This window comes from Bradyrhizobium barranii subsp. barranii, assembly GCF_017565645.3.
In the GTDB taxonomy this organism is placed as follows: Bacteria; Pseudomonadota; Alphaproteobacteria; order Rhizobiales; family Xanthobacteraceae; genus Bradyrhizobium; species Bradyrhizobium barranii.
Genome location: NZ_CP086136.1, coordinates 5,598,405 through 5,616,326 on the forward strand (window position 1 = coordinate 5,598,405; position 17,922 = coordinate 5,616,326).

General features: G+C 61.1%; 18 protein-coding genes and 1 tRNA gene. 11 read left to right on the forward strand and 8 right to left on the reverse strand.

Annotated elements, in window-relative coordinates:
* The first annotated feature begins 118 nt into the window (after positions 1-118).
* Complete coding sequence (locus J4G43_RS26885) at positions 119-592, forward strand: hypothetical protein (RefSeq protein ID WP_208086821.1); 474 nt, start codon at positions 119-121, stop codon at positions 590-592.
* Here the strand turns inward: J4G43_RS26885 and J4G43_RS26890 are convergent.
* Together J4G43_RS26890 and J4G43_RS26895 are read right to left on the reverse strand one after the other, a co-directional pair.
* The gene (locus J4G43_RS26890; RefSeq protein ID WP_225005119.1) at positions 564-785 is read right to left on the reverse strand and encodes a hypothetical protein; all 222 of its coding nucleotides are present in this window, start codon (positions 783-785) and stop codon (positions 564-566) included. The two genes, J4G43_RS26885 and J4G43_RS26890, sit on opposite strands and share 29 nt — an antisense overlap.
* Before the next feature lie 233 nt (positions 786-1,018).
* On the reverse strand, positions 1,019-2,275 hold the full coding sequence (locus J4G43_RS26895) for a HEPN/Toprim-associated domain-containing protein (RefSeq protein WP_208086822.1): 1,257 nt from the start codon (positions 2,273-2,275) through the stop codon (positions 1,019-1,021).
* A gap of 1,023 nt (positions 2,276-3,298) precedes the next feature.
* On the opposite strand from J4G43_RS26895, the gene J4G43_RS26900 reads away from it, so the two are divergent.
* From J4G43_RS26900 to J4G43_RS26920, 5 genes are all read left to right on the forward strand, one after another.
* A complete protein-coding gene (locus tag J4G43_RS26900; protein ID WP_208086823.1) occupies positions 3,299-3,556 on the forward strand; it encodes a hypothetical protein in 258 nt (85 codons plus the stop codon).
* A complete protein-coding gene (locus J4G43_RS26905) occupies positions 3,556-3,969 on the forward strand; it encodes a hypothetical protein (RefSeq protein ID WP_208086824.1) in 414 nt (137 codons plus the stop codon). Before J4G43_RS26900 ends, J4G43_RS26905 begins: the two co-directional genes overlap by 1 nt.
* Positions 3,970-4,171: 202 nt before the next feature.
* Positions 4,172-5,002 carry a hypothetical protein gene (locus J4G43_RS26910; RefSeq protein ID WP_208086825.1) on the forward strand — a complete coding sequence of 277 codons (831 nt, stop codon included), beginning with the start codon at positions 4,172-4,174 and terminating at the stop codon, positions 5,000-5,002.
* 42 nt (positions 5,003-5,044) lie between these two features.
* The gene (locus J4G43_RS26915) at positions 5,045-5,482 is read left to right on the forward strand and encodes a hypothetical protein (protein WP_208086826.1); all 438 of its coding nucleotides are present in this window, start codon (positions 5,045-5,047) and stop codon (positions 5,480-5,482) included.
* Between the two features lies 1 nt (position 5,483).
* Positions 5,484-5,732 carry a hypothetical protein gene (locus J4G43_RS26920; RefSeq protein WP_208086827.1) on the forward strand — a complete coding sequence of 83 codons (249 nt, stop codon included), beginning with the start codon at positions 5,484-5,486 and terminating at the stop codon, positions 5,730-5,732.
* Positions 5,733-6,384: 652 nt separating this feature from the next.
* Here the strand turns inward: J4G43_RS26920 and J4G43_RS26925 are convergent.
* The 6 genes from J4G43_RS26925 to J4G43_RS26950 all read right to left on the reverse strand — a co-directional run bounded on the left by J4G43_RS26925 (position 6,385) and on the right by J4G43_RS26950 (position 11,305).
* Positions 6,385-7,728 (reverse strand): IS1380-like element ISBdi2 family transposase, encoded by a 1,344-nt coding sequence (locus J4G43_RS26925; RefSeq protein ID WP_208084195.1) that lies wholly within the window; start codon positions 7,726-7,728, stop codon positions 6,385-6,387.
* Between the two features lie 72 nt (positions 7,729-7,800).
* Positions 7,801-8,097 (reverse strand): hypothetical protein, encoded by a 297-nt coding sequence (locus tag J4G43_RS26930; RefSeq protein WP_208086828.1) that lies wholly within the window; start codon positions 8,095-8,097, stop codon positions 7,801-7,803.
* A gap of 229 nt (positions 8,098-8,326) precedes the next feature.
* Entirely contained in the window at positions 8,327-9,424 is a 1,098-nt protein-coding gene (locus tag J4G43_RS26935; protein WP_208086829.1) for an AAA family ATPase, read from the reverse strand.
* A gap of 158 nt (positions 9,425-9,582) precedes the next feature.
* Positions 9,583-9,762, reverse strand: a complete 180-nt coding sequence (locus J4G43_RS26940) for a transcriptional regulator (RefSeq protein WP_208086830.1) — start codon at positions 9,760-9,762, stop codon at positions 9,583-9,585.
* 151 nt (positions 9,763-9,913) lie between these two features.
* Positions 9,914-11,044 carry a tyrosine-type recombinase/integrase gene (locus tag J4G43_RS26945; RefSeq protein ID WP_208086831.1) on the reverse strand — a complete coding sequence of 377 codons (1,131 nt, stop codon included), beginning with the start codon at positions 11,042-11,044 and terminating at the stop codon, positions 9,914-9,916.
* Between the two features lie 171 nt (positions 11,045-11,215).
* Positions 11,216-11,305 (reverse strand) — tRNA-Ser (locus J4G43_RS26950).
* A 459-nt stretch (positions 11,306-11,764) separates the two neighbouring features.
* Here J4G43_RS26950 and J4G43_RS26955 point away from each other — a divergent pair.
* The 5 genes from J4G43_RS26955 to J4G43_RS26975 all read left to right on the forward strand — a co-directional run bounded on the left by J4G43_RS26955 (position 11,765) and on the right by J4G43_RS26975 (position 17,704).
* Positions 11,765-13,870: a tyrosinase family protein gene (locus tag J4G43_RS26955; protein WP_208086832.1), complete on the forward strand. Its 2,106-nt coding sequence runs from the start codon at positions 11,765-11,767 to the stop codon at positions 13,868-13,870.
* Positions 13,871-13,888: 18 nt separating this feature from the next.
* Positions 13,889-16,168 (forward strand): LodA/GoxA family CTQ-dependent oxidase, encoded by a 2,280-nt coding sequence (locus J4G43_RS26960; RefSeq protein WP_208086833.1) that lies wholly within the window; start codon positions 13,889-13,891, stop codon positions 16,166-16,168.
* Positions 16,165-16,581 (forward strand): hypothetical protein, encoded by a 417-nt coding sequence (locus J4G43_RS26965; RefSeq protein ID WP_063983279.1) that lies wholly within the window; start codon positions 16,165-16,167, stop codon positions 16,579-16,581. The genes J4G43_RS26960 and J4G43_RS26965 overlap by 4 nt, the downstream gene beginning before the upstream one ends.
* Positions 16,582-16,742: 161 nt before the next feature.
* Positions 16,743-17,111, forward strand: a complete 369-nt coding sequence (locus J4G43_RS26970) for a hypothetical protein (protein WP_225005121.1) — start codon at positions 16,743-16,745, stop codon at positions 17,109-17,111.
* Positions 17,015-17,704 carry an NAD(P)/FAD-dependent oxidoreductase gene (locus tag J4G43_RS26975; RefSeq protein WP_225005123.1) on the forward strand — a complete coding sequence of 230 codons (690 nt, stop codon included), beginning with the start codon at positions 17,015-17,017 and terminating at the stop codon, positions 17,702-17,704. The genes J4G43_RS26970 and J4G43_RS26975 overlap by 97 nt, the downstream gene beginning before the upstream one ends.
* The last annotated feature ends 218 nt before the right edge of the window (positions 17,705-17,922 follow it).

The window sequence follows — 17,922 nt, forward strand, 5'->3', positions numbered from 1 at the left end:
CTTCATCGCTGCTCTGGGAAGAGTCGCACTGATAAGTCTTTGGATTGTGGGGTAGAGCAAAGTTTTTATGGGTTATGTAGGCCCGTAAAGTGCTGAGGCGACTCCGGGGAGGATTGCTATGTCGATAATCGACTCCAAATACGAAGCCGAAGAGAACGATCAGTTTGCACAATCGCGGAGTCACGAGGCATCAAAGATAGCCTACGACTTCGGGAAGTCTTCGGCTCAAGCCTGCTTAGTCATCAATGGTGGTGCCGCGACCGCTGTAATTGCCCTGGTGGGTAAGAGCGATGTCAGCAACGTTCGCGTGATTGGTTGGTGTCTGGTGCTGTATGCGATCGGAGTGGCTGCCGGTGCTTTTATGATGTTCGCCTCAATGCGAATGGCCGATCACTGGAATTACTTCTGGTACCACATGTCCTATACCGGCGAAGAGGAGCGCGGTCGGCAGCATGAAAAACATGCCAGTAGATGGGACAAGGGGGTGAAAAGCTCGTTCGGCCTTTCGATCGTCTGTTTTATCGTGGCCAGCATTATACTTTCATACTCGCTGACCGCCAAGATCACTGCAGGACTTTCGGCAGCACCATGACGATCTGAACGTCGCACTTGATGATGAAGGCGGCGATGATGGAGATGTGCAGGGCAAGGTTGTCCTCGATCTCGGCAGCGGTCTCCTCATCCTTGGCATAGACGAAGAGGATATCGTTATCCAGCTCATCGAGCCTGATCGAAGGTCTTTGCACCGACGACGAGCGCCATGCGAGCCTGGATTGCCTGATCATGGATATCGGTGAGCTTCATCATACCGATTAGATAAGAGTCGGCCGTCTCAAAACAAGGTGAAATAAATGCGGGCAGGGTGCTTGATGCTACGATTCCTCTCCGCAAGCTTGCGCGTTGATGTTGGAAGCACACCGTGTCGCCGTAGATTACGTGCACGTCCTTAGCACCGATCGGCTCGCTGTGTGCGGCGGCTGCCGTGAACATCATGATTGCTGCTGCTGTTACAGGCGCTTCATATCGAGATTCCGAGCCGTTCGAGTTCTTCAATCACGCCGGGCTCTCGCATCGCGATCGCCCTGGATATGATGTGGTCGAGCACTGCGTCAATCTTGCTGTAGTCGTAGCCTTCTACGCGCCCGCGCTGCTTGATGAATTCGCGAGCATAGCGTTCCTTATTGACCAACTCGCCCTGATAAGCATCGATTTTGGAGACGTAGCTGGACCATCGGACACGCGCATCGGACGGCAAATCCAGAAAGCACTCAATCGCAGCCGCGCGGCCAATGATGTCGGCTTCGCCATCGCCGTTTGGCCCTTGCGTCGGAAAGCGCGCAAATTCGGGGCGATCCGGGAGTTTGAGAACCGCCATGTTGTCGGGAACTTTTAGGCTGAGCGTGCGCTCGTAGTTCGCGAGGCCTTCCGCATCATTGTCATAGATCACAATGACGCTGTTCAGGACGCGAATGCTTATGAGGCCCTGAATAAACCGAAAGACGTTGCCGGTGCCGGAAAATGGATAGCCTTCCTCCATATCCACGAAATCAAAGAAATCCGCGATGTGGGGTCGCAGGAGTGCGAAGGCTTTTCGCAAGATCGCCGCATCGGAGCTGCCTTCCGTTACCAGCAGGAAGCGGTGCGTCTGGTCCAGGGGCCGCACAAAGTCATCTCGCTTAGCCCAACCACCATCCTCAACGTCATTGAACGCCCATTGCACGTTCAGCTTTTGGGCCGTGGGATTGTCTGCCAGCAGGTGGAGGATTGTGTAGGAGGTCAAATTCTCCATGCCTTGGGCAACGCCACTGAGACCCATTGGGTCGAGGCCGCCTTGCCTCAAGTTGAGGCGAGGTAGAATCTCCCGGCGGAAGAACTTGCCGAAATCCTCACCCCCTTCGCCGTAGTTGGGCGACAGCGCGGTCCCGTCCAGCGTGCTCAACGCCTCACGCAAATCATCGAAGGTGAAACTTGCTGCGTCGAAACCATTGAATTCCGCGAGCGCGGCGAATTCCTTTTCGCAAACCGCGCGGGTATGGCCCAGCAGATTGATCCGGTCGATCACTTGAGCAAGGGGCTTCGAAAGCCCAGCCTTCATTTCGGTGATGACTTCCCAAGCTCGTTCACTATCCTCGCCTTCGATTTCGTCGCCCGCGTAGTAGTACGGCACAGCTGCAACATCGCTCGTTTGGAAAAGCGCGCTGTGATCGACAAATCCGCTGTTCTTGCCCCAGTCGATCTCAAGCCGACCCACGGCAAGGCTAATCATTGAGCCCATTTAGACCGTCCATTCAGGAGAAGGCGCGGTACCCCGGCGCCTGCTGTTCCAGCATTCGGCCTCAGTCGCCCGATGGTCAAGGCACTTCTCACCGCTGCAGAGTCGTTCTCGGTGGGAATGCCGCGACGTTGTTGGCAACATGAGGCGTGCCATCGGAGTACGCTCCTCCACGGCTGCCTCGTCGGGGATTTCCTCCCGAGCGGCGGCCCGACCAGAGGCACGCGTCGCCGCCGAGAGATCAAGGGCGACAGCGCCGGGGTCAGCAGCTGCACTGCCCACTCTGCTCCTCCACTTTTTCGGCTGGCGGGTGGGTCTCATGGTGCGAACGAGGAGGGCGAAGCTGGCCGCGCAAAGCAACGTGGAATACGTCGTGGATGAAGCACCCGATCCACCGAATTTCAAAGCGAGATCAATAACGCTTGGCGGAGGGTAGATCCGCCGACTCGCCAGTTGGTTTAATCCGTCAGTGTCGATATGGTGAGCCTGACATGGGATGGGCACAAGCGGATCAATGTCTGGCTGACGACAAGGCTCACCACTGAGCCCGCCTGCGTCTGGATGTGGACGGCAAAGCAAAAGACGATGGCCCGGTGACGACGCAAGCGTCACGCGGTTTCCTGTCATCGATGTGAGCAAGATCAGCGTTTGCTCCGCTCGCGCCGATCTCTCCCACGGCCGTATTTTGTTCACCGTCTCCCAGCCAGCCCCCCGACTTTCGCCTAACACCTGCTCTCGTTGAGGTTTGTGAGCCGCAAGTGTTAGTTTCGCTGATCCGGCCACCGGTCGGAGGGGGGACGGGGGGCTCGGTCAGGTGCGGACATGCCGGGCCCCTCCGAACCATCACTGATTCATCGGCCCAGATGGTAGTCGCCGTCACACCGGCGCGGCCGCCCGTGCGGCAAACTCCAATTCGGCCCCCCCTCCAGTCACAACCCCGACCTACACTTTCGCGTGTTGAGATAAGCCCCTGGTATTGTTAGGGCTTTCTTGCACCGAGAAAAATAGGACGCGAAACGAGGACCAATGACTGACCTGTACCCCATCATGAAAGGCAAGGCCTACCGCCTCGCCGAGTCCATCATCGCACCGAAGCATCAGGGGGAGGATCTGCTAGCCACAATCATGTCGAACAGGGACCACACCCGTCACGTGGCGTTCCTGACGATGCTACCGACCGTGATCCCGGCCGACGCGCATCGCCAGATTCTGCTCGACGGCTTGGCCCGGGAATATGCTGGTGTCGATAGCTGGATGGCCTATGTCGACCGCGAGGTGTTGTGATGACCAAGGTCGTCGTTGATAACTCCGCACCCGAGGCGCGCCAGCGACAGCTGGAGGCGCAAGTGCAGGTGGCCTTCGCCAAGGCTGCGAGCAAGGTATTGGCTTTTTTAGTCGGAAAGGCTGAGGGAAATATGATCATGGCAATGCAGGAGTTCATCGCCGTTCATGAGGCCGCCGAGCAAGAGAGCATTGACCCTAAGGGTATCGCGATCCGTGTGCCGAAGCTCGGCCGTACCGGCAACGACGAAAACGAGCACATCAACATGATCCTGCGCGGCTCACTGAATACGGTCGCCGCAATGCTGAAGATGAACGCCAAAATCCCAACCAAAAACCGGGGGGGGCAGGCCGTGGACCAAGACAGAAAAGCGCGACTACAACAAGGCGCTGGAGGAAATTGGAAAGGGGATTGAACTGCAACTGGAGGCGCGGATGGCTAGTGCGCGCCCCTCGCGCCGAAGCCGCAGGCCTTCGCCCGATAGTCAGCCTAAGCTCTAGCTGGATTTTCAGACGCGAGATTTGGCCCTTTGCCGCAGAGTTGCCGTTTTAGTTAAGTGTGTCCGTTTCGCTGGGAGTGCAGATGGCCTGCCCCATTAACCCGCGAGGAAGATGAAAGTGCCGAAGTACAAGATTGTAAAAAAGACGTTCACCTATCTCGTCTATGATGGTGAAGCCTTGCGCCGTAAGGCCCACAAAGTCGCGGCTGAGCAAGACAAGGACTTTGACGAGAATCATCCCGATCTCAAGGACGATGACCGCTATCTGAAGCATTGTGAGCATCTCGCCGAGGCCGAAGCCGATGCTGCAGAAGCAGGTGACGAAGGCGGAGCCATGTCGGCATGGCTAGATGAAGCTCTCATTGCAGCCGACGACCCTGAAGCCGATGGCGACGGCTACACGCTCCTGCATACCCTTGCCGAAAATTCGAACGAGCAGCCATCCGACTATGAGCTTGGCGTTCTCCGTCTCGGCATCGAGATTGGTCATAAGCTGGTGCGTCGGAATGCCGATGGATCGACAGACATCGTCGCAGTACGCAAGGTAACGCCGCACGACGTCTATATCGAGGGTGACGAACGGCGCTACTGGAGCGTTGGCGAGTTTCCCCTGACCCACTCCGAAACTGCCACGACCCTAATTGGCTTCGCCGATAATGTGGTACCGCTCGGCAATACGCGCCGAGACATCAAACCATCACTGCGCGGATATCTGCGCCATGAAGCGGCTTATATCATCCTTCGGGAGCGGGGCGAGCCCATGACAACAGCCGATCTCGTCGCCGAGATGCAGAGCCGAGGCCAGCCGTTTTTCGGCCAATATCCCGTCGAGTCCCTACAGCGAGCGATCCGCAAACATGCGGACCGCGACGGCTCAATGGTCTATCACGACAGAAAATGGTCCATTGCGAAGGAGTTGACCATCCCGCCACCATCCAAATGGGACTAGCAACGAGTACTATCTGATCTCCATTCGTGCAAAGAAATCGCAATGAAGCTCGAACGCAATGTTATGATCGGAGGACAGACTGCGAAGCTGGTCCGCGATTTTCTGGGCGATGCTAGTAACTCGGATGGTTTCTACATCGGCTTGGTCAACGATCATCTGCTAAAGGCATGGTGGCGCACAGCCATCGAGGAGCTAATAGAAGCGGGCAAGATGGACCGGCGCAAGCGTGGTCTTTGCCTGCGCAAATGGACTTGGGCGCTCAGGAACGACGAGATATGCGGAGCGCGTTTGCCGAAAGTGCCGGAATTCATGGCTCCGGCGCGGAAGCTAATAGAGGCGCTTCTTGCGCACGAACTGATCCACGAGGATAGCCAAGAGGGCGACGGCCGCACGCTCAATCGTGTCACCGATAAAGGCAACGCGGTTGGGATGAAAATACTCGTGCGGCGCATGGGCCGCGCCAAGAAAGCGGCTTCGTGAGATGCGACCCGTACTCGATGCCTCGCCAGCGCTGATCGACCCGTCGAGAATGTACTCTTCGCTGCCGGAGTCGCTCGACTATCTCAGCTCGTTGGAGCGCTCCGGCCGGCCGGGCCTCGCGCCGTACAAGGCGGAAGTGAAGCGCCACTTCGCGCTGCTCGGTCGCGATTGGGTCGGCAAGCCGCACCCCCGGGTGACTGACGGCCTGCCAGGGCGCCTAGCGCCTCACCCTGGTGCAATTATCTATTGATGTCAGCCCACACGCGCGCGTACTGCGGGGATTCTCGTTATTCTGTTGTTGAATCAGTCGGTTCTGACCATCGCCGGGCGCCAGGTCGAGAGGGCCTTGGTGTCCATCTTAGGTCCCCCGCGCGTCTTCTACTCATCGCTTATTTGAACAAGCGCGGGTCGAGCGGCCTTTTTTGATCTTTCTCCAATGGCGAGATTTCGTCTCATCGCCTCGCGCGGGTCGAACTGGGATGGCGCCGTGGAGTGAAACCGAGAAGCGTTCAAACGCCCAGCAGAATCAAACGCATTTAGAGGATGCTGTATCCGCCGATGGTCAATAGGGCGGCGGCGAGACGGTGAGGGGAGCGTGTTCGATCGTCTTCGCGAAGCTGCCTTTCAAGTAGGCCTCGATACCCGCGAATATCTCGGATGGCTCTACATCGCCTAAGCGAGCCGCCTCAATCGCATCGAGCACGCCGCGCAGTTGCGACCACTCTTGCGGCGCTAACCCGTCCTATTCGTGAGAGTGCGGCTTTTGGGCCCGATTGATGCGGCCGCACATCTTGTCTGACGAGGCGCACAGGATTGCCTTCGGCTTTTCGCCGCCTGACGACCGGTACTTTGCAACGCGCTTGAGGGATGGGTTGGGCGAACGGGGGCGGACGCCCCGCCGGTCAAGGACCGAGCGGCAGCAGCGCGCCGGGCAAGCCGCAGATCAGGTCGGCTTCGGGACATGCCGCGGCAAACGCAAGGCGAATGCGGCTCGTGGTCTCGACGACACGGGCGGCGATTTTCAAGAGCCGAAGACGCAGCGTCGCGAACTCGGCAGCGGCCAATTCCCGGGCTTTGGGAATGGCGTCGCGCACGGTCAGCATCAGCCAATAAGCGGCCGTATGGAGCACGAGACGGACCTGGTTGGCGAGCGCCGAACGGCAGCTGGTGCGATCGGAGGCGAGCTGCGTCTTATGCAGCTTGATCAGATTCTCGGCTTGGCCGCGCGCGCAATACAGGCTGTCGTAGATCCACTCGGCCGAGCCGACATCGAGGCTGGTGACGACGAAGCGGATGTCGAGGCCGAGCATCGTCGCCTCAATACGGGCGACAGTGCGCCGTTCGCGATCCCAGGACTTTGCCTTGTGGCGCGTCTCGGTATAGCCACGCAGAACCGGCAGGTTCTCGATGGCGCGTCGCGTGCGGATGTCGTCGGCGACCTCGTCGACTTTTCTGGCGAGAGGCTTGGTGCCGGACAGACCGAAGATGTAGTCGATGCCGTTGGTCTCGCACCACGCCATGGCCTCCGGCCGGGCATAGTGCCCGTCGCCACGGAACGTAATTTGCGTGTTGTGCCATCGCGTCCGGATATGCCGTACCAGGCGGCGCAGATGGGCACGCACCTCGACGCCGCCCGGCGTCTTGCCGGGCCGCAGCACGACGGCCACGGGCCGGCTCTTCTCCGTGTCGTAGACGTGGATCGGCAGGAAGCAGCGTTCGTCATAATGAGCGTTGAACAGCGAGAGCTGCTGATGGCCGTGGACGACGTCGCAGGTATCATCGATGTCGAGCGTGACGGATGCCGGCTCGTGGGGGTAGCTATCCATCCATGCGTCGACCAAAATGTAGGTCAGCCGGATCACGTCGCGCAGGCGCGGAGCATTCTCCAGCCGCGACAGCGTCGGCTGGGAACACAAATCCCGGCCCGTGTCCGGCAGCCGTCCGCAGGCCAGTTTGAATGCCGGATCGGACCTCAGATGATCGAGGTCGTCGGCGTCCTCGTAGCCGCAGCAGATCGCGAACATGCGAGCGCGGAGCATATCGACCAGGCTGTGCACGACCCGCGTCGGATCGCGCCGATCCGGGAACACCCGGGCCAGATTGTTGGCCAAACCGAGACGCCGCTCGGCCATCGCCAGAAGCATCACGCCCCCGTTCGAGGTTAGGCGCCCACCATCGAAGGCAGCTGTGACTTTCTTGGCGTGAACGGCTGGAAACGAGAAGGGCGGAATCGTATCGTCGGTCATGGCGGGCGTGGCGTTCGCGGTTGGAGGTGATGGGGTTGGCTTCGCAACCGAATCCTACGCCGCATCAGCGCTTTACCCCTCAGGCGCACTCTTACGAATAAGACGGGCTAAGTTGCCAGGGGTGGCTTGCTGGACCTGCACGAACACGTCGCGCGGCATCAGCCCGAACGCGATCGTTGCGAACTTACCAGGGTCTTCCGTCGCCAGGTGTTGCAGCACCGCGGCGCCGTGCGTTGACCAGGTGTCGGCCAAATCGGCAATCAGCCGCTCGGCGATCTTCTGGCGGTTCGTCGGGCCGCGTCCCTTTGGGTTCACGGACGGCGCACCGGGGCGCATGTTCGAGTTTCCACGGGCAGGCAATTGGTTCATTGGTTTACTCCTATTCGTACTCAACCGCTATTTGCAGTGACCCGTTGATTTTGATCCGTCCGAAGCGCGGCGACACTCATTGAAACGCATTTTCCAGGTTTGATGCTCATCGCCGTTTAAGCCTTTGAAGTTGCTGTGTAGCGTGTAGCAAAGCGTAGCAATGCTACGGGCCGTGAGTGTAGCGTAGCGTAGCAAACCCCTATAAGGGGTTGCTGCTACAGCGCTACGGCTACGCAGGACACGTGGGTGTGTTTCCAGGTTGAGTTTTGATCCGAACAAGTCCGGTCGGCTCTTCAAATATGTGTTGACTCAATCCCTTTCGAATTCGCGCAAAAGTTGCGCGCGGGTTTTTGTCTTCCGGCCTTATCAAACCATCCCTGGCCAATTCCCCTTTCCAGTAATCTGGATGTACGGCGCCGTCCTGACCGTGCGTCGTGATCACACGCGCGAGCGCGTCCAAGGCCTGCGTCTGTTTGCCGGTGGTTCGCTGTGAGGCTGTACGGGCTTCTGTGGCCGGCGTAGCCGCCGCCAGGATGGCGACGGTGTACGGGTCGCGATCGGAGCCATCCGACCATTTGCTGCACACCACGACCTCTTCCATCTCGAATGACGCAATCAGTCCTTCGGGCTGGTCGTTGGCCTTGACGATCGTCGCAGTGCGTACCTTGTCGCCAGATATTTGCACCGCCATGTCGACGTGCCCAAGCTTAGCGTTGCTGCCGCGCTCGCCCGCCGACGGGTTCTTGCCGGTATGACCAATCGTTGCGATATGAGCGCAGCCGCACAGGCGATCGTGTATTCGCTGAATGTTCATCGCCGCAAGGTTCTGCGTTTGGGCTTTGTCTTCGTCTCCTCCCGCGATGGCCTTTGAATATGTGTCGATAATGATGAGCGCGATGTGTGTCCCGGTCGTCTTCTCGAATTCCTCGACCGTTCTTACGACTCGGTCAACGCAGGCGGGGTCCAGTAGGTCAAGCGGCTCGGAAATTACAGCAATGGGAAGCTTGCTTGGTAGTTGGTCGCGAAACGCATGGGCTACTATGCGACGCCCCGTGAGTTCTGCGCGCTCCAACGCGAAATAAATGACGCCCCGACTGTCGTCTGCGGGATCAGGATTATGAGAAAACCTGTACCCCCTCCAATCTCTCCCGGCAGAAACGCTTACGCCGATGTCAGTCAGCACAGCGCTTTTAAGTGAACCCGGTGGACCGAACCAGGACGAGGTGTCGCCTTTCGCTAATAGATTTTCCAAGACCCAAGACTTCGGGGCCTCGTTATAGAGAAGGTTTTCGAGAGTGCTGAATTCGAACACACCAACGTCGGACATAATTAGGATTTCTGCGGCACGAACGTGCAGCGGTCAGAAACCCAACCGAGAAGAGCGCTTGATTTTTGGAGCTAAATCCAGTAGAAGAGAAGCGTTCCGCACTTCTTTAGAAATGAATTCAGCCCCGGTCGCGCGCGACGCGGTCGGGGTTATTCGTTTCAGGCGGCTTCGGCTTCGCGTGCGGCTCGCCAGGAAATGTAGGCTTCCCGGCTTATGCGCCGATTGCTGCCGACCGGATACGTCCGCGGCGCCTTGCCCTGCGATTGCAGCTTATAGAAGAAAGCGCGTGAGATTTTCTCGGCGGCGCAAAACTCGCTGATCGTGAAAGCTTCGTCCATTGTTGGTATCCTGACATAGCGAAGCGTGCGCGGAAGCGACGCATTCGCGGGTTGAACGGATGTGATGGGCGCGCGCGGCACAATCGCCGTGTGCCCATATGCATAACCATGGCGCTCTAAAATTCACCAAAAGTAAAACGAAATTCCGATTTCAGGCGCCGTTGCAATAGGCGGCCCACGTCGTCATCAGGTCGCGTCGCTTTGCCAGGGCGGTTGATCGCCGATAGGCCGCCTCGGTTTCGTCGTCGACCGCGTGCGCGAGTGCCATTTCAGCGATTTCGCGGGGAAAGCTCGTGCAGTCGCCGGCCCAATCTCGGAAGGTCGACCGCATGCCGTGCGTTGTCGCCGTCGTGTTCGTGTGGCGCGCGATGCAGTTTGAAAGCGTTACGTCCGACACCGGGCGGAACGGAAGCTGTGCCAACGCCAGGTTCGTCAACGGCACCTTGTGCTCACGCTCCGCTTTCATGCGAATCGCCGGGATCGTCCAAAGCTCGCCTTTCACTTCGGCGGCCGGATCCATGTCGGCAGATTCGTTGAAGCGGCACGCGGTCAGGATGATCCAGCGAAGCATTCGGGCGGCTTCGCTCGTGTCGCTGGCCAAGGATCGCCAGAACTGCGGCATCTCTTCATACGGTAACGCCGGGTGGTGCTTCACGTCTGACTTGCGGCGCCGGGCAAGCACCTGGTCCAGATGGCCGCGCCAGAGTGCAGGGTTTTCGCCTGTTCGCAGGCCTTCCGCTTTTGCGGCGTTCAAGATCGCCTCAATTCGCCCCCGAACACGGCGCGCCGTCTCTTTCTTGACGTTCCAGATTGGGCGCAGAACCTTCAAGACCGCCTCAGTGTCGATGTCCGAAACGGCGAGCTGCCCGATGATCGGATGAGCGTAGTCCCGCAGACTATTTGACCATTGCTGGCGGTGCTTCTCGTTTTTCCAACCTACCTCTTTGCCAGCGATGTATTGCTTTGCGTAGGCCTCGAAAGTGAGTGTCCCAGTTGCGGCCGCCTTGGCCTTGGCGCGTTCACTGATACGGTGTTCGATCGGATCAACATGATTGCGCACCAGGGCGCGTGCAGCGCTGGCGGCCTCGCGAGCCTCCGCCAACCCGACGTCCCGCAGGGGACCAAGTCCCATGAACCGCTCTTTGCCGGTTACGGGCGACTTGAATCGGAAGACCCAGCTCGCGTTACCGTTCTTGTCAACGTCGAGTCTCAGCCCATCGCCATCAGCGAGCTTTTCACCCGGCTTCGCATGTTTCACCCGCACCGCTGTTAGAATCCCCATCTGCCGTTCTCCAAAAGTGTCCGCCTAAACCCACGTCCCAACCCACGTCGGCACCGCAGATGCCGGTTGACATGCGAACACATTGAACGACACGAAATTGAAATTTCGCTTTACGTCTCAACGGTTTAGGTGTCAGGGATGGACGCGTATAGACACTGATGGATTAGCAGGTGGCGGAAGGGGTGGGATTCGAACCCACGGTACCCTTGCGGGCACGCCGGTTTTCAAGACCGGTGCCTTAAACCACTCGGCCACCCTTCCGGACAGAGAATGGTTGTCGCTTAACGCAGTCGACCGCGCAAGGCAACGCGAAGTTGGCGCTTGCGGGGGAAAACCAAGTCCGATGGGGAAACGGGCCGGGAAGGGCGGAGCTCGGCTTCGTCGAGCAGTCGTTCGGCGCGGATTCGCTCCCGGTGTGGCTCGGCTTCATCCCACGACGACTGGAAATGCACGCTACGCTCAATCACGCAGCGTTTGATGACCGGACACGTCCGATGGCCGGCGCTGAGCTTGAGCAACGCACTCGTGCTCGCATCCGCCTCATCCACACGACGCATGGCCAGATCTGTCGTTTCGATAAAGGTTGTATGAAATAGATCACGCAACCCCGAAAAATATTCGCGCTTGCTTCGACGTTGAAGGTGCGTGTCTACGTGACATCACCCAAAAGTTGTGATTAGTCTCCGGCCGCCTTCTTCGTCTTGCTGTCCGGGGGCTGGAATGGACACCGAAGCATTGACCGTTGCTTATGCGCGCGTGAAGGCGATCCTGGATGAAGCTGCCGGCGATAGCACCGCTGATTATGGTGGCGCTGGACGGTTTTGGGATAAGGGCGCACAGGCGCTGGAGACGGCCGAGATCTTCGGCATCAAGATGGTTGCTCCAGTGCCGGAGGGCCACGCCTGCTGCATCCCGCCGCATGCGCGCAGCGACGCGTCCGGATTGATCAAGGGATTGCGCGGTGAAGCACCGTTCGACGGTGGCCGGTTCCCGGCGCTGCCATGGGGCGGCAAGCGCGTCGCGCCCGCTGACGTCGACCGCGTTGCCGACTGGATCGATGCCGGTTGCCCGGATGATGCGACCAGCGTCGCAGTCGAGCTTGCGCCCGGCAAGCCGGCGAAGACTTTGACGGTGAAGGTGAGCGAGATCGCCGAATTTGCGGTGGCTGCCGACGGCTATTCGCCGGCCGCGGATGCCGGCGAGCCCCGGCGACGCATGAACATCGATTGCATGAGCGAGCCGCAGCTCGAACGGCTGCGCCGCGGCTTCCGCCGGCTTTACGATCTCGACCACTGGCCGGAAGACCGGCGCAACTACAACAACCAGGCGCTGATCCACCAGAACCATTGCCAACACGGCTGGGAGCGCTTCCTGCCCTGGCATCGTGCCTATCTCTACGAGTTCGAGCAGAACCTTCAGGACTTCGAGCCCGGGCTGATGCTCCCGTACTGGGACTTCACGATGCCGGAGTACCGGCCGGGGGAGCCGGACAAGGGCCGCATCATTCCGAATTCGATGAAGGCCTATCTCACCGAGGAAGCGGCCGAGACGCTGTTGGCGGCGCTCGATCCGGCGCCGACGGCGGCGCAGAAGAAGGCGATCCTGGCGCTCGCGCATGACCGCGTCACCTTCACCTCACAGCACGGCTTCTTCTGCTACGTCATCAGCAAGATCGGCTATGCGGCTGTCACGCCGGATCCTGACAATGCCAACCGCCAGCGCTTCATTGACGCGCTGCTTCAGTCGAACTCGCTCTGGTATCCGCTGCGCTATCCGGCCGAATATCCCAAGGGACAGACTATCAACCAGGCGATCAACTATCATTACCCGCCGGCCGACGACATCGCCCAGATCCTGAGCCTCAACAATTTCCGCGACTTCGGCGGCGGCAGCATCTACGACGCGGCGTTCGGGTTCCTCGACCAGAATCCGCACAACACCATGCACATCTGGACCGGTGGCCAGAATCCGGATGCAGGGCAGGCGACCTATGTCTGCAAAGATGCTCCGATTGCGGCGGCTGCGTCGCAATCCGACGCCGAGACCACACGTCTGCGCGCGCTCGCCAAGCGCCGCAACGATGCCGTACAGGTCGGCGGGCGCCGTTTCCACGCCCGCCCGGATCTTTATTCGCAGCCGCGCTCCGGCGACATGTTCAGCAACCTGACGGCCTCCTACGACCCGGTGTTCTGGCCGATCCACGTCAATATCGATCGGATCTGGTGGGAGTGGCAGAAGCTCAATCCGAATGCGCTGCCGGCCGATCTCGATTCCGTGCTGTCGCCGTGGAACTACACCATTCGCGACACGCTCGACATCGCGCCGTTCGGCTACGAATACGTTCGCAGCTCGCATTTCATGCCGGTCGGACTCGATGCGCCGGTCAGCCGCTTCGTGTCGCAGCCGATCAACGTGCCGCAGGCCGCGCGCAGCTTCAAACGCGCGGAGATCCGCCTGCATCAGGTGCCGCAACTGATGCGCTCCTGCTTCGTGCGCGCCTTCCTGAACGAGCCCGGGGCCGACGCCTCGACGCCGATCAAGGGCAACCCGCACTACGCCGGCTACATCTCGATCTTCGGACATGGGGCCTGCTACGGCGGTCCCGGCCATTGCGATATCCCGCCGCCGCAGCCGCGGCGCTTCGACCAACGCGGGCGCAGCCACAACACGCCACGCGTCCATCGCATCGACGTCACGGCCGCCGCCAGGCAGGCGCTCAAGAAGAAGGGCCCGCTGCAGATCACGCTGGTCGTGATCGGCGGCGACTACCAGGAGGAGAGGGAGCTTCTGAAGCTGGAAGGCGTGTCGATCAGTTTCCTGGATTGAGAAAGCGGCGGGGAAGTCATGGCGACGTATCGAATCCATCCGGGCATCGGCATCGCGCGCCTGGGCAACAGCGACAACGAATTCTACCTCGCGCCGGAGACGCCCGCGGCGATGCCGCTCGCCTGCGACAGTTTCGGCAATCCCCTGCACGGCCCCGACGGGGTCACGCCCGTTCCGGTCAAGACGTTCAAGGATGCGCAGGGCCGCGTGAAGCGGCAGGCCGCGCGCTTCCAGATCTTCGTCTATGACGATGAGTCCCCGGAAGGCAGGCCGCTGGCGCTCGGCGATGCCGTGGAGGGCGGCGGCAATCATGGTGTGCTCGTCGACATCCAGTGGCGCGTCTATGTCGCCAACAAGAAGGCCTCCTGGTACCCGTTCACCGAGCTCAAGGGCGAGCATGGCTACGCGCCCGGCAGTGCACGCCGTAACGCTGACATCACCGGTCAGGACCGCGATCTGCTCATCATTGATCCCGGCCCGCGCAGCGTGAACGCGACCACCAACCGTCGCGCGCATTTCGATCGCTCGGGCGGCCCCGGCAGCTATGCCACCACGTTCCCGCCCAGGGGCCTCCAGCCGTTCGACATCGACACGCTGGGCGAGATGATGACCGACAACAAGGGCCGCCTGGTCGTGCTCTGCGGTCACGGCAATTCGGGCATGGACGTCAACGGCAGCTTCGGTCCGAAGATCGAGGACTATGCCAACACCGACGGCTGGTACGACGACATCTCCGATGGGCCGGTGATGGCGCGGCTGATCATGTATTCGAAGCAGGTCGGCCAGACCCGCTACATCGACGTCGAGTTTCCTGCCTGGGTCGTGGTCGGCTACCCGCGCTTCGTCCCTGAGATCCTCGACATGATCACGATGGACGAGGTGCTGTACGATCTCTATGTGCGCCAGTTCGCCACCGACACCGGCATCTACGGTACGCTCGGCACCTATGACGATCCGCAGCAGATCCCGTTCCGCGACGAGGCGGCGCTGCGTCACTGGCAGGCCGGCCGTCTTGCCTGGAATCGCAACTACCGGCCGTGGTTCTATCGCGACATCTGGCCGATCCTGTTCCGGCCGGATGAATTCAGGTATCTGAACGATATCCTTCAGCAATCGAACTACCCGCACGATCAGGCGCAGCGCGGCACGTTCGATCCGGACAAATTATCAAAGACCCCGAAACGCGCGACGCGGCCGACGGCGACGGCCACACCGTCGGATGCACCGTTGCGCGATGCCAGTCAGGGCGAAGCGGTCATGGCGGTGGCGGCGGTCGCAGGTCCGACCCACTACTCCAAGGCCGACGATCCCTACGGACCGATGCGCCGCTTCCTGTTCGATCTGTTGCGCCGTGCGGGCGAGGCCAATTCGTTCCAGGTGCAGGACCGGGCATCGTCGCGCGTCCATTCGCTGCCGCTGATGCCATTGCTGTGCGGCGACAATCCGCTGACCAACGAGACGCCGTCGAAGTTTCTTCATCTCACCGAGTACCAGCTCTTCATCCTCGGCCAATGGGCACGCGGCTGGTTCATCAACGAGAAGGAGGAGGGCTGGCTGCCCGACGGCTATTCACCCTTCGCGCCTTATCCGAAGACACCGCCGAAGACCGGCCGCGAGCTCGACCGCGGCGTGCTCAGCAACGTGCTCGGCGGCGCCTTTTGTCCGGGCGCCGAGCTCGGCTGGGTGATGCGCAACCCTTCGATCTACTGGGCGCCGTATCGCATCAACGCCGATCGCAGCGTCTCGGATTTCCTGCAGAGCGCCGCCCAGGCCAATCAGGACCACGGCACCGTGATTGCCGACCCGACCTTCAACGTCAACTCGCCGCTCAGCCAGGACAACGACTTCGAGACCGGTCTTCAGCCGGGTGACCTCACCAAATATATGGGGCTGCCTTGGCAGTCCGATTTCAACGAGTGCACCACGCAGCCGATCAACATCACCTACGCCGACTGGAACAATCTCTGGCCCGGCAGCGACAATGACGATCGCTTGCGGCGCGACGAGAAGACCTGGACCACACTGTGGTGGCCGGCGCATCGGCCGTTGCAGTCGTTCGAGATCGCCTCGGTCTCGAACGGTAAGCCCAATTACGTCTGGACCACGTGGAGCCGCGGCGTCCCGCAGACGCCGGTCGGCGACCTCAAGATGGTCACCGAGTGGTCGCTGCTCGGTTTCATCGTGCGCAATCCCTACGAGCCGGCCGTCAAGCCTGCCGACAGTTATCAAGGGCCCAAATACATCAGCGTCGAGCGAACAACGGGGTCGCGGCCCGATCCCAAAAGCGAGGCATCATGAGCGACAATCCATTCGTCGGACATTGGACCTATCGCAGCCTGCTCAACGATCCCGACGTCAACACGGCCTTCAACAATCTCGAATTCGGTCGCGGCACGATCGATATCGCGGACGGGCCGATGCAGCTGCTGACCGGAACGATCGGCGGCCCGGGCTGGTCGCTCGCGCTGAAGGGATCGCGCGCCTACGGATCGCCGATGCAGGTGCGTTTCCAGGGCACCGGCGTCGTCGGCGGCGAGGAATGGATCTACGATTATTGGGGCTCGCTGGTGCCGGCCTGGCCCAATGGCGTCGACCAGCGTCCGGCCATCGTCGGCTCGGTGATCCGGACCATCCCGCACAGCGGCGGCTCGCCCGGCACGGTGGCGCCGGCCGGCGTCGTGGCGTCGTTCTACGCAGTCCGGGCCGACTGACCTTGGCTGCGTTCGACATCATCGTTGCAGGCGCAGGTCCAGCCGGAACGGCCGCTTCCCGCGCGCTTGCGATGTGCGCGCCAGAGCTTCGGGTGGCCGTGATCGCGCCGTCCGGGCGGCGCGGGCGAGACGAAGGACGAGACCAAGGACGAGGCGAGGTCTTGTCACCGCTGGTCCAGCCGGTGCTGCGGCAGCTCGGTCTGTGGACGACTTTCCTGGCGCAGGGCTTTGCGCCGTCGCACCGCACGCTCACCTCCTGGGACCAGGTCGGCCTGACGTCGAGCGAATTGCTGCTGGAAGCGCGCGGGCCGTCATGGCGCGTTGATCGAATGGCGTTCGATGGCTGGCTCACGGCGGCGGGTTGCCGCGCGGCCGAGCGCGTCGATGCGAAGGTCTGTCATCTCGCGCGCGAGGCGGACGGCTGGTCGGTCGTTTGCGACGACGGCACCAGCCGTTCGGCCCGGCGACGGGCCGCGCCCGCGCACTCGCCGACCGCCAGGGTTCGCGGGCGAAAGCGCAGGACCGCCTGATTGCGGCCTATGCCGAGGCGACGACATCAGGACCGGCGGCACCGGAACTGCTCGTCGAGGCCTTTGAAGACGGCTGGTGGTACACGATGGCACTCGACCAGGGCAGGCGCGCTTTTGCCTGCATGACCGATGCCGATCTCGCGCGCGGCCTCAGGCTGAACACGCCGGACGGCTGGCGCAGAGCTCTCGCCAGGACGCAATTCGTCTCGGCGCTCGCGAGCAAGATCATTCGGCTCGAACAACCCCGCTTGATCCCTGCGGGCAGTCGATACGCCGCGATGACTGCCGGCTTCCATTTCCTCTGCGCAGGCGATGCCGCGAGCGCTTTTGATCCGATCTCCGGCCATGGCGTGGTCAAGGCCATGCGCTCGGGCGTGTTCGCCGCCTATGCCGCCTGCGATTGCCTCGCGCGCGGTGATGCGGCCGCTCTCGATCGCTACGGCGCGTGGATCGCGCGCGAGGCCGCGGCCTACGCGACGACGCTGAGCGAACATTACGGCAGTGTTTCGCGCTGGTCCGAGCGGCCATTCTGGCGGCGCCGGCATGCCGACGCGCCTTCACGCAATCCTTCGAGCAGTCTTCTGGAACAGTAGGGCGGACAACATGATGAAGAGCTTCGCGCGAATTGGTCTTGTCATCGCCGCGCTGGGACCGAGCCTTCCAGCATTCGCGGCGCCGGTTCCCCGTGCTTTCGAACCGCCGCCGACGCTGCCCGGACAGGGCAATGTCGTGGCCCTGGAGGCCGGCGTGGCGCCGGCCGTTGGCGGCTGCCGGCCGCAAGGATCGATCTCGCGCAGCGGCTCGATCGTCT